10 protein-coding genes are annotated in these 14,221 nt (G+C 66.8%); 7 read left to right on the forward strand and 3 right to left on the reverse strand.

From position 1 onward, the window contains the following. The first annotated feature begins 8 nt into the window (after positions 1 to 8). The 3 genes from A5699_RS26505 (at position 9) to A5699_RS26515 (ending at position 3,436) form a co-directional block, all read left to right on the forward strand. Complete coding sequence (locus tag A5699_RS26505; RefSeq protein ID WP_067776308.1) at positions 9 to 878, forward strand: MaoC/PaaZ C-terminal domain-containing protein; 870 nt, start codon at positions 9 to 11, stop codon at positions 876 to 878. 114 nt (positions 879 to 992) lie between these two features. Further along, positions 993 to 1,883, forward strand: coding sequence for a universal stress protein (locus A5699_RS26510; protein WP_067776351.1), 891 nt, complete (start codon positions 993 to 995; stop codon positions 1,881 to 1,883). After that, positions 1,880 to 3,436, forward strand: coding sequence for an APC family permease (locus A5699_RS26515; protein WP_067776310.1), 1,557 nt, complete (start codon positions 1,880 to 1,882; stop codon positions 3,434 to 3,436). The genes A5699_RS26510 and A5699_RS26515 overlap by 4 nt, the downstream gene beginning before the upstream one ends. A gap of 8 nt (positions 3,437 to 3,444) precedes the next feature. Here the strand turns inward: A5699_RS26515 and A5699_RS26520 are convergent, their stop codons facing one another. Next, positions 3,445 to 4,464: a hypothetical protein gene (locus A5699_RS26520; protein WP_067776316.1), complete on the reverse strand. Its 1,020-nt coding sequence runs from the start codon at positions 4,462 to 4,464 to the stop codon at positions 3,445 to 3,447. Between the two features lie 118 nt (positions 4,465 to 4,582). Between A5699_RS26520 and A5699_RS26525 the strand changes: the two genes are divergently transcribed. After that, positions 4,583 to 7,894, forward strand: coding sequence for an error-prone DNA polymerase (locus A5699_RS26525; protein WP_067776317.1), 3,312 nt, complete (start codon positions 4,583 to 4,585; stop codon positions 7,892 to 7,894). Here A5699_RS26525 and A5699_RS26530 read toward each other — a convergent pair. Then, positions 7,854 to 8,846: a hypothetical protein gene (locus A5699_RS26530; protein WP_067776318.1), complete on the reverse strand. Its 993-nt coding sequence runs from the start codon at positions 8,844 to 8,846 to the stop codon at positions 7,854 to 7,856. The genes A5699_RS26525 and A5699_RS26530 overlap by 41 nt on opposite strands. A 207-nt stretch (positions 8,847 to 9,053) precedes the next feature. Between A5699_RS26530 and A5699_RS26535 the strand changes: the two genes are divergently transcribed. Beyond that, positions 9,054 to 9,626: a forkhead-associated protein gene (locus A5699_RS26535; protein WP_067776321.1), complete on the forward strand. Its 573-nt coding sequence runs from the start codon at positions 9,054 to 9,056 to the stop codon at positions 9,624 to 9,626. Positions 9,627 to 9,775: 149 nt separating this feature from the next. After that, the gene (locus tag A5699_RS26540; protein WP_067776323.1) at positions 9,776 to 10,429 is read left to right on the forward strand and encodes a nitroreductase family protein; all 654 of its coding nucleotides are present in this window, start codon (positions 9,776 to 9,778) and stop codon (positions 10,427 to 10,429) included. A gap of 103 nt (positions 10,430 to 10,532) precedes the next feature. Here A5699_RS26540 and A5699_RS26545 read toward each other — a convergent pair whose 3' ends face one another. Then, the gene (locus A5699_RS26545) at positions 10,533 to 10,997 is read right to left on the reverse strand and encodes a tRNA (cytidine(34)-2'-O)-methyltransferase (protein ID WP_067776325.1); all 465 of its coding nucleotides are present in this window, start codon (positions 10,995 to 10,997) and stop codon (positions 10,533 to 10,535) included. Between the two features lie 334 nt (positions 10,998 to 11,331). On the opposite strand from A5699_RS26545, the gene A5699_RS26550 reads away from it, so the two are divergent. After that, on the forward strand, positions 11,332 to 14,221 hold a 2,890-nt coding region (locus A5699_RS26550), incomplete at its 3' end, for a sensor histidine kinase (RefSeq protein ID WP_067776354.1).

Consider the following 14,221-nt stretch of genomic DNA (forward strand, 5'->3'; position numbering starts at 1 on the left):
CGGCACGCATGCCCCTCAACCCGGATGCCATCGGCGCCAAGACCGATCCGATCCAGTTCGACTGGACCGACCGCGACACCCTGCTGTACGCCATCGGCGTCGGCGCGGGAACCGCTGACCTGGCCTTCACCACGGAGAACAGCCACGAGATCGAGCAACAGGTGCTGCCGACCTATGCGGTGATCGCATGTTCGGCCTTTCCCGCCGCCCTGAAGATCGGCACGTTCAACTTCAGCATGCTGCTGCACGGCTCCCAGGAGATCCGGCTGCATCGGCCGCTGCCGCCGGCCGGAAAGTTGACCGTCGTCTCCGAGGTCGCCGACATCCAGGACAAGGGCGAAGGCAAGAACGCGGTGGTCATGCTCAAGGGCGTCGGGACTGACCCGGCCAGCGGCGAGGTGGTCGCCGAAACCCTTACCACCGTGGTGATTCGGGGCGAAGGCGGATTCGGCGGTCAACCGGGGCAACGCCCGACGGCACCGCAGATTCCCGACCGCGAGCCCGACGCTCAAGTGAAGCTGCCCACGCGCGAGGACCAGGCCCTGATCTACCGGCTCTCCGGCGATCGCAATCCGCTGCACAGTGATCCGTGGTTCGCCCGGAATCTCGCCGGTTTCCCGAAGCCGATCCTGCACGGCCTGTGCACCTACGGCGTTGCCGGGCGCGCCCTGGTCGCCGAACTCGGCGGCGGCGACGCCACCAAGGTCCATGCGGTGGCGGCCCGCTTCAGTTCACCGGTGTTCCCGGGAGAGACGCTGACGACGTCGATCTGGCGGACCGAGCCGGGGCGGGCGGTGTTCCGCACCGAGGCCTCCGGGCCCGACGGCGCCGATGTTCGGCTGGTGTTGGAGGACGGCGCCGCCGAGTATTCCGACTGATCGGCCGGGGCCGGCAATTTTGTAGAAGCGCTGCACGCCGAGTGGGGGATTGACAGGATCGAACCACTACGGTCGCACGGCACGGTGCGGGATGGGCGGTGGCAGATGGCGCAGGTGAATCTGGTCGTTGGGTACCTGGCCACGCCCGGTGGTGCCGATGCGCTGGCACTGGCGGTCCGGTTCGCCCGGGCCTTGGCGGCGCAGCTGCACATCTGCCTCGTCATCCCGCCGGACACCGCACCGGCGGGCATCGGCCCCAAGGGCGGTTACGAGGACATGGTCGCCGAACAGGCCCAGGGCTGGTTGGACGACGCGATGACCTCGGTGCCCGACGACGTTGTGGCGCACACTCATCTGAGCTTCGACGAGTCGTTCACCGACGGCCTGATCCACGAGGCACTGCGGTTGCAGGCGGTGGCCATCGTGGTCGGTGGTTCCGGTGGCGGGCTCGTCGGCAGCTTCTCGCTGGGCTCGGTGGTCAACGAGCTGTTGCACTCCTCGCCGGTGCCGGTTGCGGTGGCGCCGCGCGGAACTCGGGACTCGACGGTCGAACGGATCCACGAGATCACGTGCGCCATCGGGCAACGGCAAGGCTCAGATCTGTTGCTCGACACCGCGGTACGGGCCAGCCGAGCAGCCGGCGTCCCGTTGCGGCTGGTGTCGTTGGTGGCGCTCGATCCGGCCTTCGGATCGCTGCGCGGCGATGACGACGCGGTTCGTGAACACGCGCTCGCGCATGCCCAGAGCACCTTGGAGACCGCCAGAAGTGAGCTGCCCGAGGACTTTCCGGTGACCTCCACGATCGTGAACGGCCCCACCGTCGAGTCCGCGGTGGAGCAGTTGAGTTGGCAGGACGGCGACATCATCATGGTCGGCTCCAGCCGGCTCAGCGCGCCGCGGCGGATCTTTCTCGGTTCGACCGCGGCCAAGATGTTGCGGGTGTTGGACGTCCCGATGGTGGTGGTACCTCGGGACGAACTGAAAGACGGCGAGGGCCACGCATGACCGATTCTGCCGCGGAATCCGCGCCCCAGGACAAGCTCGTGGCCGCCGAGCAGTCCAGCGGCTTGATCTCCAAGGGATTGGCTGCCGGCAAGGTGGGCACATTCTCCGGTGCGGTGCTCGGGATCTCGTGCGTGGCGCCGGGATACACGCTGACCGCGAGTATCGGTCTGATCGTCGCGGCGGTCGGGTTGAAGATGCCCGCCATCTTCATCGCCGGTTTCATCCCGATGTTTCTGACCGCCTACGCCTACCGCGAACTGAACTCGCGGGCACCCGACTGCGGCGCGTCGTTCACCTGGTCCACCAAGGCGTTCGGGCCGTATGTGGGCTGGATGTGCGGCTGGGGCATGGTGATGGCGTCGATCATCGTGCTGTCCAACCTCGCCGCCATCGCCGTGGAGTTCTTCTACCTGTTCATCGCTCGCGTCAGCAACCATCCCTCGATCGCTGACCTGGCCGACAACAAGGCCATCAACATCCTCACCACTTTGGTATTTCTGGCCCTTGCCACCGCGATCGCCAGCCGCGGCATCACCACCAGCGAACGGGTGCAGTACGTTCTGGTGGGATTCCAGATGGTGGTACTGCTGGCGTTCGCCGTGATGGCATTCGTGCACGTGGGCCGCGGCGATGCCCCGGTCGGGCTGTCGTTCGATCTGGACTGGTTCAACCCGTTCAGCGGACTTGCGTTGAGCGCCTTCGTGGTTGGCGTGACGGGGTCGATCTTCGCGTTCTGGGGCTGGGACACCTGTTTGACCCTGGGGGAGGAATCCAAGGATCCGACAAAGGTGCCGGGCCGGGCGGGTCTGCTGTGCGTGCTGTCGATCCTGGGCACATATCTGCTCATCGCCGTCGCGGTGATGATGTATGCCGGGGTGGGCGAAACCGATCTGGGCCTGGGCAATCCGGACAATGCCGAGAACGTGTTCGCGGCACTGGCCGACCCGATCATGGGCCATTGGGCCGGGCCGTTCCTGTTCCTGGCGATCCTGGCCTCGTCGGTGGCCAGCCTGCAGACCACCTTCCTGCCCGCGGCCAGGGCCATGCTGGCCATGGGCGCCTACAAGGCCTTTCCGGCACGGTTCGCCGAGGTCAGTCCCCGCTATCTGGTGCCCAGCTTCGCGACCATCACCGCCGGCGTGGTCACCGGCGTGTTCTATACCGTGGTGAGCCTGCTGTCCGAAAGTGCCCTGCTGGATACCATTGCCGCCCTTGGCATCATGATCTGCTGGTACTACGGCATCACCGCATTCGCCTGCGTCTGGTACTTCCGGCGGGAGTTGTTCACCAACGCGCGCAATGTGGTGTTCAAGTTCCTGTTCCCGTTGCTCGGGGGAATCGTGCTGGCCGCGGTGTTCGTGATCGCCATCGGGGAGAGCATGAACCCGGAGAACGGCAGCGGCGCCGAGATCGGCGGCATCGGACTGGTGTTCTTCATGGGCTTCGGCATCCTGTTGCTCGGCGCCGTGCTCATGCTCGTGTGGCGATCGGTCAACCCGGCGTTCTTCCGCGGTGAGACCCTGCGGCACGACACCCCGTCGCTCGTGGAGTAGCGCGCAGACTATCCGGCCGCGTCGCCGATCCCGGATTCGTCAGGCAGGTTGTGTGCCAACTCGAACGGATCGAGTAGGTCCCACACCCCTCCGATGAATTGCTGCTTGATGCGGGCGGCCGGCTCTTCCAGGTTGATCAGGTCGGCGATGATGTCATACCCGTAGTACACCGCCGAGCCGGGCGGAGTGGTCTTGATCAGCTCCATGATGATGGTCTGACGGGCATCTCGGGCCGCGTCGTCGTCCCCCAGCGCCGGCGCCAGGTCGGGCAGGATCCGGCTGATCGGGATCACCGCGTTGACCCACGGCACGATCTGGCTGGCCCGGTAGATCTGTTCGGTGGCTTCCCGGACAAACGGGTCGAGCTCATCCGGTGACGCGGTGAGCAGTGCTTCTCGCAGGCTCATGATCGCGTCGGGGAAGTCGGTCGGGTCCGGGTCGTTGTCTCGGAAGGGGTTGGGGCTCCAGGGCGTATCTGCCTGGGTGTCGACAGTGTCCGACTGCGTCTGCACCGCACTGAGTTTCGGCGCAAGCTTGGTGACGGGCTCCGGTGCGGTGGTGGATTCCGGCTCGACGGCCGCTTGCTTCGGCGTGAACAGGCTCTTGAGCTTGGTGACCTGCTCGACCTCGAACTCTTCGGCGCTCGGCTTGGCCTTGGGCGTCACGGACACCGACCTGGCGGGCGTGACGGCCTTGGTCAACGAGTCGGTGATGGTCTTGGAGACGACGTTCGCGGACTTGCCGGCCTGCGTCGCGGCCTTCTCGAGCTTGTCGGTCTGCTTGTCGACGGCGTCTTTGAACTTGGCCACGGGCTTGGTCCGTTTGGCGGCGTCGGCCTTGGAATTCGCCGAATCCGCGCGCTTGGGTCCCGCCTTGACGTGCTGCGATGTGCTGTTGGTCGACTTCTTGGCCGCCCCGTCACCCGAATCGGCATGGGCGGTGCCCTGTCCGGCCACGGCGATCGCCGCACCCACTCCCGCCGCTACCGCGACACCACCGACATAGCCGATGTATTTGGTTGACGCCATTGCCGTCCTCTCACAGCCGATCCCCAGCCCAGAGGGATCGTAGGGTGTCGTGCCGTGATCGGCATCTCAAGGTGACCCCCGGCCAGTATATCGAACAATTGTTCGATATACTGGCGCGGTGGGCTGGCACAACGGGCCGCCGAGCTGGTCGGAGATGGAGCGGGTGCTCTCTGGCAAGTTGCCGCGGCCCGCCGCGGAAGGCAAGCCGCGTCGCTCCGGCCTGCCGTTGGAGCCCGAGGGCGACGGTGGGGACAGTCCGGCCTGGTCCCGTAAGCGTGGGGCGTATCAACTGCCCGATATTGCCCGCATCGCTGGCTCGGTGCGGTATGCCGAACTGCACGCGCACAGTGCCTACAGCTTTCTCGACGGCGCGAGCACGCCGGAGGAGTTGGTGGAGGAGGCGGCCCGGCTGAATCTGCGGGCAATCGCGTTGACCGATCACGACGGGCTCTACGGGGTGGTCCGGTTCGCCGAGGCGGCCAGGGAGTTGGACGTGTCCACGGTGTTCGGTGCCGAGTTGTCGCTCGGGAACGTTCCCCGTACCGAGGATCCCGACCCGCCCGGCCCGCACCTGCTGGTGTTGGCCCGCGGGCCGGAGGGGTACCGACGGTTGTCCCGCGAGATCGCCGGCGCGCATCTGGCCGGAGGGGAGAAGGGCAAGCCGCGCTACGATTTCGACGCGCTGACCGAGGCGGCCGGTGGGCACTGGCAGATCCTCACCGGGTGTCGCAAAGGCCATGTCCGTCAGGCGCTTTCCGTGGGCGGCCCAGATGCTGCCGCCGCCGCGCTGGCCGATCTGGTGGACCGGTTCGGGGCCGACCGGGTCAGTGTCGAGCTCTCCCATCACGGTCATCCGGACGACGATGAGCGCAACGCGGTCCTGGCCGGGTTGGCCCCGCGATTCGGAGTCGGTGTGGTGGCCACCACCGGCGCGCACTTCGCCGTTCCCGATCGGGGTCGGCTGGCCATGGCGATGGCTGCGATCCGGGCTCGCAACTCGATGGACACCGCGGCGGGCTGGTTGGCCCCGCTCGGTGGGGCCCACCTGCGCTCGGGGGAGGAGATGGCCCGGCTCTTCGGCGCCGAGATCGTCGAGGCAGCAGCGGATCTCGGTGAGCAGTGCGCCTTCGGTCTGGCGCTGATCGCCCCGCAACTTCCGCCGTTCGACGTCCCTGCCGGGCATACCGAGGACAGCTGGCTGCGGCATCTGGTCATGGCCGGAGCGGCCGAGCGGTACGGGCCACCGGGCACCGCGGGTAAGGCCTACGCACAGATCGAACACGAACTGAAGATCATCGAGCAGTTGAAGTTCCCCGGCTACTTCCTGGTGGTACACGACATCGTCCGGTTCTGCCGGGACAACGACATCCTGTGCCAGGGCAGGGGCTCGGCGGCCAACTCGGCGGTCTGCTACGCGCTCAAGGTCACGAATGTCGATCCGATTGCCAACGACTTGTTGTTCGAACGGTTCCTGTCCCCGGCCCGCGACGGCCCACCCGACATCGACATCGACATCGAATCGGACTTGCGCGAGAAGGCCATCCAGTACGTCTACGAGCGCTACGGCCGCGACTATGCCGCCCAGGTGGCCAACGTCATCACCTACCGCGGCCGCAGCGCCGTGCGGGACATGGCCCGGGCACTGGGGTTCTCGCAGGGGCAGCAGGATGCCTGGAGCAAGCACCTCAGCCGATGGGACGGGCGCCCCGACTCGCCGGAGGCCGCAGAGATCCCGCAGCCGGTGATCGAGTTGGCCACCCAGATCGCCAACTTGCCGCGCCACCTCGGCATCCACTCGGGCGGCATGGTGATCTGTGACCGCCCGATCGCCGACGTGTGTCCGGTGGAGTGGGCCCGCATGGCTGACCGCAGCGTGCTGCAGTGGGATAAAGATGACTGTGCGGCAATCGGTTTGGTGAAGTTCGACCTGCTCGGCCTCGGCATGCTCTCGGCGCTGCACTACGCGATCGATCTGCTGGCCGAACACAAGGGCATCACCGTCGACCTGGCCAAGCTGGACCTGTCCGAGCCGGCGGTCTACGAGATGCTGCAGAGAGCCGATTCGGTCGGGGTGTTCCAGGTGGAGTCCCGCGCGCAGATGGCCACCTTGCCCCGGCTCAAACCGCGGGAGTTCTACGACCTGGTGGTCGAGGTGGCGTTGATCCGGCCGGGCCCGATCCAGGGTGGCTCGGTGCACCCCTACATCAAGCGCCGCAACGGGATAGAGGCCGTCACCTACGACCATCCGTCGATGGAGCCGGCACTTCGAAAGACGCTGGGGGTGCCGCTGTTCCAGGAACAGCTCATGCAATTGGCGGTCGACTGTGCGGGTTTCACCCCGGCCGAGGCCGACCAGTTGCGCCGGGCGATGGGCTCCAAACGTTCCACCGAGAAGATGCGACGGCTGCGCAGCCGGTTCTACGACGGGATGAGAGAGCTTCACGGCATCACCGGCGAGGTGGCCGAGCGGATCTACGAGAAGCTGGAGGCGTTCGCCAATTTCGGTTTCCCGGAAAGCCATTCGCTGAGCTTCGCGTCGCTGGTGTTCTACTCGTCGTGGTTCAAACTGCATCATCCGGCGGTGTTCTGCGCGGCACTGTTGCGGGCCCAGCCGATGGGGTTTTACTCGCCGCAGTCACTGGTCGCCGACGCGCGCCGACACGGCGTGACGGTGCACGGCCCCGACGTCAACGCGAGCCTGGCCTACGCCACGTGCGAGAACCGCGGCCTTGACGTGCGACTGGGCCTGGGCAGCGTCCGCCATATCGGTGACGAGTTGGCCCAGCACCTGGTCGACGAGCGAGAAGCCAACGGGCCGTTCACAACCCTGATCGACCTGACCAACCGGGTGCAGCTGTCGGTACCTCAGACCGAGGCGCTGGCCACCGCCGGTGCGCTGGGTTGTTTCGGGGCCAGCCGGCGCGAGGCGCTGTGGGCGGCGGGTGCGGCGGCCACCCAGCGGCCGGACCGGCTGCCGGGAGTGGGCTCTTCCTCCCACGTGCCGCCGTTACCGGGAATGAGTGCGTTGGAACTGGCCGCCGCCGACGTGTGGGCCACCGGTGTCTCGCCGGACAGCTATCCCACCCAGTACCTGCGCGCCGACCTCGACGCGCTGGGGGTGATCCCCAACGACAAGTTGCTGGGTGTCGTCGACGGAACCCGAATCCTGGTTGCCGGGGCCGTCACTCACCGGCAGCGCCCGGCTACCGCACAGGGGGTGACGTTTTTGAACCTGGAAGACGAAACCGGGATGGTCAACGTGCTGTGCGCACCCGGGGTGTGGGCGCGTTACCGCAAGCTGGCGCAGACCGCGCCGGCTCTGGTCGTCCGTGGCATCGTGCAGAACGCCACCGGCGCGGTCACCGTGATCGCCGACCGGATGGGGCCGGTCAAGCTCCGGGTCGGGTCCCGGTCCCGAGATTTCCGCTGAGCGCGCCCGTGCTGTCCTCAAGGCTGTCCTCCAACCCGGTCCGCAACAGCGACCATGCCAACCGACGTGCGGCGGTGGCGCGCTCGTGCAGCAGGTGTTGGACGGCCGGGATCGGGTTGGTGTCCGGGGTGCGCCCCTCGACCACATCGGCATGTAGTTCCTCGGCCACCTGAATCGCCATCAGCACCGCATCGTTGACCCGGTTGAGCGCATCCTGCAGGCGGTCGTCCTGACTGAGCAGATGGGCGTTGTCGAGCTCGACCGAAACGTCGTTCACCACCTGGCTGATCTGTCCGAAGATCGCGTTCATGGCCGCTTCCCGCTCGGCCCGATCCGGGTTGCGCAGTTGCGTCGCCGCCTCACTCCACAGCGTCGCCAGCATCCGGGTGTGCGCCCCCACCGCCCGGGACACCTCGATCATGGCCTGCTTCTGCAGCTGCTCGAGCAGGTTGTTGCGTTCGATGCGGGCCAGCTCCCGTTGGGCCACCAACTCCGCGCGGTGCAGCTTCTGCTGGGCCTGGATCTCGGCGCGGTGCCACTTCTGGGTCAGGGCGAGTTCGGCCGCCGAGCGCTCATCGGCCGCCGCCAGTTCCCGGCGCAGCCGCTCGTCGGCCTGGGCGATGTCGTGGCGCGCCTGGCGTTGAACGGTGAGCGTCAACCACATCGTCACCACCACGACGACGAAGATGACGGCACCGAAGAACCACTCGGCCTTGCTGCCGCGCTCGCCCGGGCTGAACACCAGAAACCAGACGATGGCCAGGCTGCCGAGACCGCCGCCGACCAGCCAGCCGATACCGATCCTGCGCTCGGCCGGGGGTGGCTCGGGTGACCGCTCCTGATCCGCGACGGGCACCCGGATCGGCTGGGTGGTATCGCTGACGTCGCCGTCCTCTGACGGGGACCCCTCTGAAAACTCAGCGGCCCTTGTCGATTCAGTTAGTCCGGCCATGTCGACCTCCCGTCGGCCAAGCCTGCCAGCGTGCCGGCGTTCAGAGTAGGGCTACCCGTGGTGGGATGTGCCACCGGCCAGTCCCACCGGCATCCGCATACCTGGTTTTTCGTCATTCTTCAAGTGCCCCTAGCGATGACGGGCCGCACACCAACCGCTAGGGTCATCGGCGTCTACCGATCCGCTCGCTGCAGAATTGAGGGCCCCATGGGACAAAACGCGACACTGGAAGGTGATTCGGCGGTCATCGTCAGTCTGTCGGAAGCGGCGATGCACATGTATTCGGCCGCCATCGACGCACTGCCGTTCCCCGAGGACAAGAAGTTCCACAAGCGTGCCGACGTCGTCCTGTCCGGCCTGCGCAAGCTGCGCGCCTCCCTGACCGAGGCGGCCAGCAGCAACCGGCCTTCCCCCGCAGTCATCGTGGCGCTCAGTGGCGTTCGCCAGCGGTACGACTCGCTGATGGCACATGCCGCCGCGGCGCCGGGTTCCTCTCTGGGACAGCAGATCTACGTCACGCGCATCCACGCCAAGTTGTCGGCCCAGGAGGTGGCCAACGGTGCCGGCCTGCGTGACGGCCTGCTCGACGAACTCGAGGCCGGCGCAACGCCCACCGACGACGAAGCGGCCAAGATCCGCGAAACCATCGCCGCGCTGGGCGGGTTGCCCGGCGACGATCACGGCATCCACGCCGTGCCCACCCCGGCCGACTTCGACGCGCCGGAAGAATCCGACGTCAACGGCTGGGACCCCGTGCTGGTCTCCGAGAACGCCGGCTGATCGTCCCGCGCGCCGTCGTCTCCTCGACGACGGCGCGCAACCTTCAGCGGTTAGCTGAGTTGTGCTGCGGCACATGACGTTCGGACAGTTCTCAGCAAACTGCTCTGCGAGTCGACCCGATGGCCCGCGTGCGTCTGTAGTCTCGCGGCATGACAGCCGAACCGACTCTGAACTTGACCGTCGACGAACTCCTCACCACCACCCGCTCGGTGCGCAAACGCCTCGACTTCGAAAAGCCGGTCTCGCGTGAGGTGATCATGGAATGCCTCGACCTGGCGCTTCAGGCCCCGACCGGCTCGAATGCGCAAGGCTGGCAATGGGTTTTCGTGGAAGACCCGGCAAAGAAAAAGGCGCTGGCCGACATCTACCGGTCCAATGCCAACCCGTACCTGGACCTGCCCAATCAGGAGCGCGGTGACATCCGCGATCAGCAGCAGGACGCGGTGAAGAGCTCCGCGCGGTATCTCACCGACAACTTCGAGAAGGCGCCGGTGCTGTTGATCCCGTGCCTGGAGGGCCGCCCGGACGGCGCGCCCGCGGGAATGTCCGCCTCGTTCTGGGGATCACTGCTGCCCGCCGTGTGGAGTTTCATGCTGGCACTGCGGTCTCGCGGTCTCGGCTCGGCCTGGACCACGCTGCACCTGCTCGGAGAGGGCGAGAAGCAGGCCGCCGAACTGCTCGGGATTCCGTTCGACCGGTATTCGCAGGCCGGTCTGTTCCCGATCGCCTACACCGTGGGCACCGACTTCAAGAAGGCCAAGCGACTTCCGGCCGAGCAGTTCTCGCACTGGGACGGTTGGTGAGCCCAGGGGCACCTGTTGCCCCCGGTGCAATTGTGAAGCCGGGGTATGAACACTCTGTGAGATTTGGGCGTGGACCGCTTGCCGGTCCACGCCCGCGGCGTAACTAGACGCCTCCGGCGAACCCGTTCTGACGCCACGCCTCATACGCGGCGACGGCGGCCGCGTTGGACAAATTGAGTGACCTTCTGCCCTCGATCATCGGAATACGAACCTGTGCGGTGATATTCGGATCGGCCAGTGTCTGTGCATCAAGTCCGGTGGGTTCGGGGCCGAACATCAGCACGTCGCCCGGCCGGTAGGTGATGTCGGCGAACGACGTCGACGCGTGCGCGGTGAACGCGTAGACCCGAGCCGGCAACAGGGCGCGCCACGCCGCGGCCAGATCGTCGTGCACGGTCACCGATGCCAGGTCGTGGTAGTCCAGGCCGGCCCGGCGCAGCTTGGGTTCGGACAGGTCGAAGCCCAGCGGTTCGACAAGGTGCAGCTCGCACCCCGTACCCGCCACCATCCTGATCGCATTGCCGGTGTTGGGTGCGATACGGGGACTGAAGAACAACACCCGGAACATTCGACGATCCTCGTACGAACAGGCATGCCAAGACGAATCGGCAGCCGAATACGGTGACGAATCGGGCGCCGAAATTGAAGGCGGCAAATCCCGGCGCGCACCGGCAAGCGCGCTACTGTTTGCTCGATTACCACACAACTGCGCTACGGCTCGGTCACGAACTCTGTCTGTTCAGTAAGAATTGTGGAAACGCTCGCGCGCGGCTGTCATACTCGTGCAATTGCCAAGGCGTTTGACGCCCGCCCCAGCGTGGGCGGAAACAGCAGGAAGTTCTGATGAATCACGCCCCACGAGTGAAATGCGGCCACGCAGCCGGTAGTGCGGTTGGGCGCCGATGACTGCCTTTACGCAGCTGAAACAGGCTGACGGCACCCTTGTCGATTTTTCCCCGAACGCAACCCCAACCGCTGTGGCCAAGCGTCCTTCGCGATGGTCTCCGGCCAACTGGCCGGTCAGCCGGAAAGTCCTCGCGATCGTCGTCGTGCCGTTGATCCTGGCCGCGACGTTCGGTGGTTTGCGTATCTATGCCAGTGCCACCGCCGCGGGTGATCTGCGTCTGGCCGCCGACCGCGCCGAACTGATCCCCGACATCAATGCCTACATGGCCGCCATGGAGGGCGTGCTCATCACAGCTACCGAAGGTGGCGACGGGCAGGCCGCGATGTCCACTTTCAGTGACAGAAAATCCGATCTACAGCAACGGCTCGACGCCACCGACGTGCTGGAGGACGTCGGTCAGGCGGTGGGCAGTCTGCTCAGCAAGGGTCAAGAAATCGTCGACGCGGTGATGTCGAATTCGATCGACCTGCGTCAGCGCATCATCGATTACGGCCCGCTGCTGCTCACCGGCGAAGCCGCGATCACCGGTTCGGTGCACAGCAACCAGCAGGCGGTCCAGGCCCAGGTCGAGGCCTTGGCCCGGGCGATCGGCGCCCGTGGGCAGATGGCCATCCAGCAGATGATGGTCAACGCCGGGGGAGCCGAGCCCGAACCGTTGCTGCGGACCTCGATGATCACGATGGCCGGCACCGAACCGTCGACCGTCGCGGCTTTGACGAAGGTGCTCGGCGGTGCCTCCGAGGGGGCGGCGACCCTGCGCGCCGAGATGGTCAAGCGGATGGCGATGATGTCCAACCCGGGCGTTCCGCTGGTCGGAAATCCGGATCTGCTGGCGTCGTTGCAGACCACCAATGAGATCGCCGGGCAGATCATCTCCGACACCACGGCGGCCATCCCCGCGGCGGTGGAGGCGCAGGCCGACGACGCCCGCAATGATGCGATCCGCGACGCCATCCTCGTGGCCACCGCGATCGTCAGCGCGCTCGTCATCGTGTTGTTGGTGGCCCGCTCGCTGGTGCGCCCGCTGCGTACGCTGCGCGACAGTGCACTCAAGGTGGCGCACGAAGATTTGGCCAGGGAGATCGAACGGGTCCGAGCCGGCGGTGAGTTGGTCCCGGTCACCCCGCTTCCGGTGCAGACCACCGAGGAGATCGGCCAGGTTGCGCATGCCGTCGACGAGTTGCACGAGCAGGCGGTGTTCCTCGCCGGGGAACAGGCGCAGTTGCAGTTGCAGGTGTCCGACATGTTCGAGACCTTGTCGCGGCGCAGCCGCTCACTGGTCGATCAGCAGTTGTCGCTGATCGATCAGTTGGAGCGCAACGAGGACGACCCCGAGCGCCTGGAGAGCCTGTTCCGGCTCGATCACCTGGCCGCGCGCATGCGCCGCAACGGCGCCAACCTGTTGGTGCTGTCCGGGTCGAAGCTCGCGCGCGAGCACAGCCGTCCGGTGCCGCTGGCGACGGTGATCAACGCCGCGGCCTCGGAGGTGGAGGACTACACCCGTGTGGTCACCGCCTCGGTGGCCGATGTCGAGGTCACCGGCGCGGTGGCCGGTGACTTGATCCACCTGCTGGCCGAACTGCTCGACAACGCCCTGCGGTACTCGCCCCCGATTTCGCAGGTGCGGGTGTCGGCCGTGATCGCGGCCAAGGGCGCGTTGGTGATCGAGGTGAGTGACGTCGGCCTCGGCATGACCGAAGCCGATCTTCGGGTCGCCAACACCCGTCTGCAGTCCGGCGGCGAGGTCAACCCCTACACCGCACGGCACATGGGTCTGTTCGTGGTCGGGCGGCTGGCCACCCAGCACGGTCTGGTGGTGCGGTTGCGCAGCACCGTCGCCGAGGAACCGAGCTCGGGCACGACGGCCGGGGTGTACGTCCCGGCCGCGTTGCTGGCCCGCGACGGCTCGACGCAAGCCGAGCCCGGGGACGACCTCGCCTACGGCATGCCCGTGGACGCCCAGGCCGGGATTGCCACGGCATTGTCGTTGGATGTCGATCCCGCCGACACGTCGGTCTTCGGATCCAGCTCGGCCGAACCCCACGTCAATGGTGCCGACGTGTCGTTCGACCTGTTGCCGCAACGCAATCCGGGAGCCAGCGGTATCTCGGAGCTGCCCGGCACGCTTGCCCCGCAACCCGAACCGGCGGCCGAGGAACCGGTGGCGGAGCCGCCAGTGCCCGAGGAGCCGGTCGCGGAGTGGCCGCAGCAATGGCCGGTGCACACCGAGGAGAGCGCCGCCGCCGCGAAGGGGCAAACGAGGGCAGACGTCGGCGACGAGTCCGAGTCCGGACGCACGACGCCGACGAACACGTCGTCGTTCTTCGCCTCGCGTGGGCAGGTGGCCGGCGCCGGCGTCCCGGACGGTCTCGGTGGTTACACCGGCCTGAACGGCCACAGCGGTCTCAATGGTCACAGTGGGCTGAACGGTGTCAACGGCCACGCCCTCAACGGTGCGGCTGACGCCGGCGAGGCCATCGAGGAACCCGTCGAATCCGCAGCTGCCGAGGCGTCCGAAAGCCCCGAGGCCGAAGGGGATTCGATCTATCAGTCGATGGTCTCGGAATTCGAGATCGATCCGACCACCCACGTCCGCAGTGCCGACCTGGACTGGAAGACAGTGTGGGAGAAGGGCTGGTCGGTGGCGGCCGCGGCGCAGGATGCGCCCGTCGAGCAACACACCGAGGAAGGCCTGCCGATGCGTACGCCGGGTGCCCGCCTGGTGCCCGGTGGCGTCGCCGAAGCCGTCGGAGCTCCCGCCGGCGAGGTCAACGGTCGTCACCGCAACGGTGGCGCGCACCGTAACGACGACGGCTTCGAGGCGGTAGCATCGGCAAGCGAACCTGACAGCAGCATGTTCGGGGCGTTCAAACCGCGTGATCCCG

Origin of the sequence: Mycobacterium sp. E802, assembly GCF_001666875.1 — a bacterium.
In the GTDB taxonomy this organism is placed as follows: Bacteria; Actinomycetota; Actinomycetes; order Mycobacteriales; family Mycobacteriaceae; genus Mycobacterium.

Excerpts from the sequence above, each read along its gene's own strand:
- A5699_RS26505 (WP_067776308.1), top strand. The coding sequence starts at position 9 with ATGCCCCTCAACCCGGATGCCATCGGCGCCAAGACCGATCCGATCCAG.
- A5699_RS26515 (WP_067776310.1), top strand. The coding sequence starts at position 1,880 with ATGACCGATTCTGCCGCGGAATCCGCGCCCCAGGACAAGCTCGTGGCC.
- A5699_RS26520 (WP_067776316.1), bottom strand. The coding sequence starts at position 4,464 with ATGGCGTCAACCAAATACATCGGCTATGTCGGTGGTGTCGCGGTAGCG.
- A5699_RS26530 (WP_067776318.1), bottom strand. The coding sequence starts at position 8,846 with ATGGCCGGACTAACTGAATCGACAAGGGCCGCTGAGTTTTCAGAGGGG.
- A5699_RS26535 (WP_067776321.1), top strand. The coding sequence starts at position 9,054 with ATGGGACAAAACGCGACACTGGAAGGTGATTCGGCGGTCATCGTCAGT.
- A5699_RS26540 (WP_067776323.1), top strand. The coding sequence starts at position 9,776 with ATGACAGCCGAACCGACTCTGAACTTGACCGTCGACGAACTCCTCACC.
- A5699_RS26545 (WP_067776325.1), bottom strand. The coding sequence starts at position 10,997 with ATGTTCCGGGTGTTGTTCTTCAGTCCCCGTATCGCACCCAACACCGGC.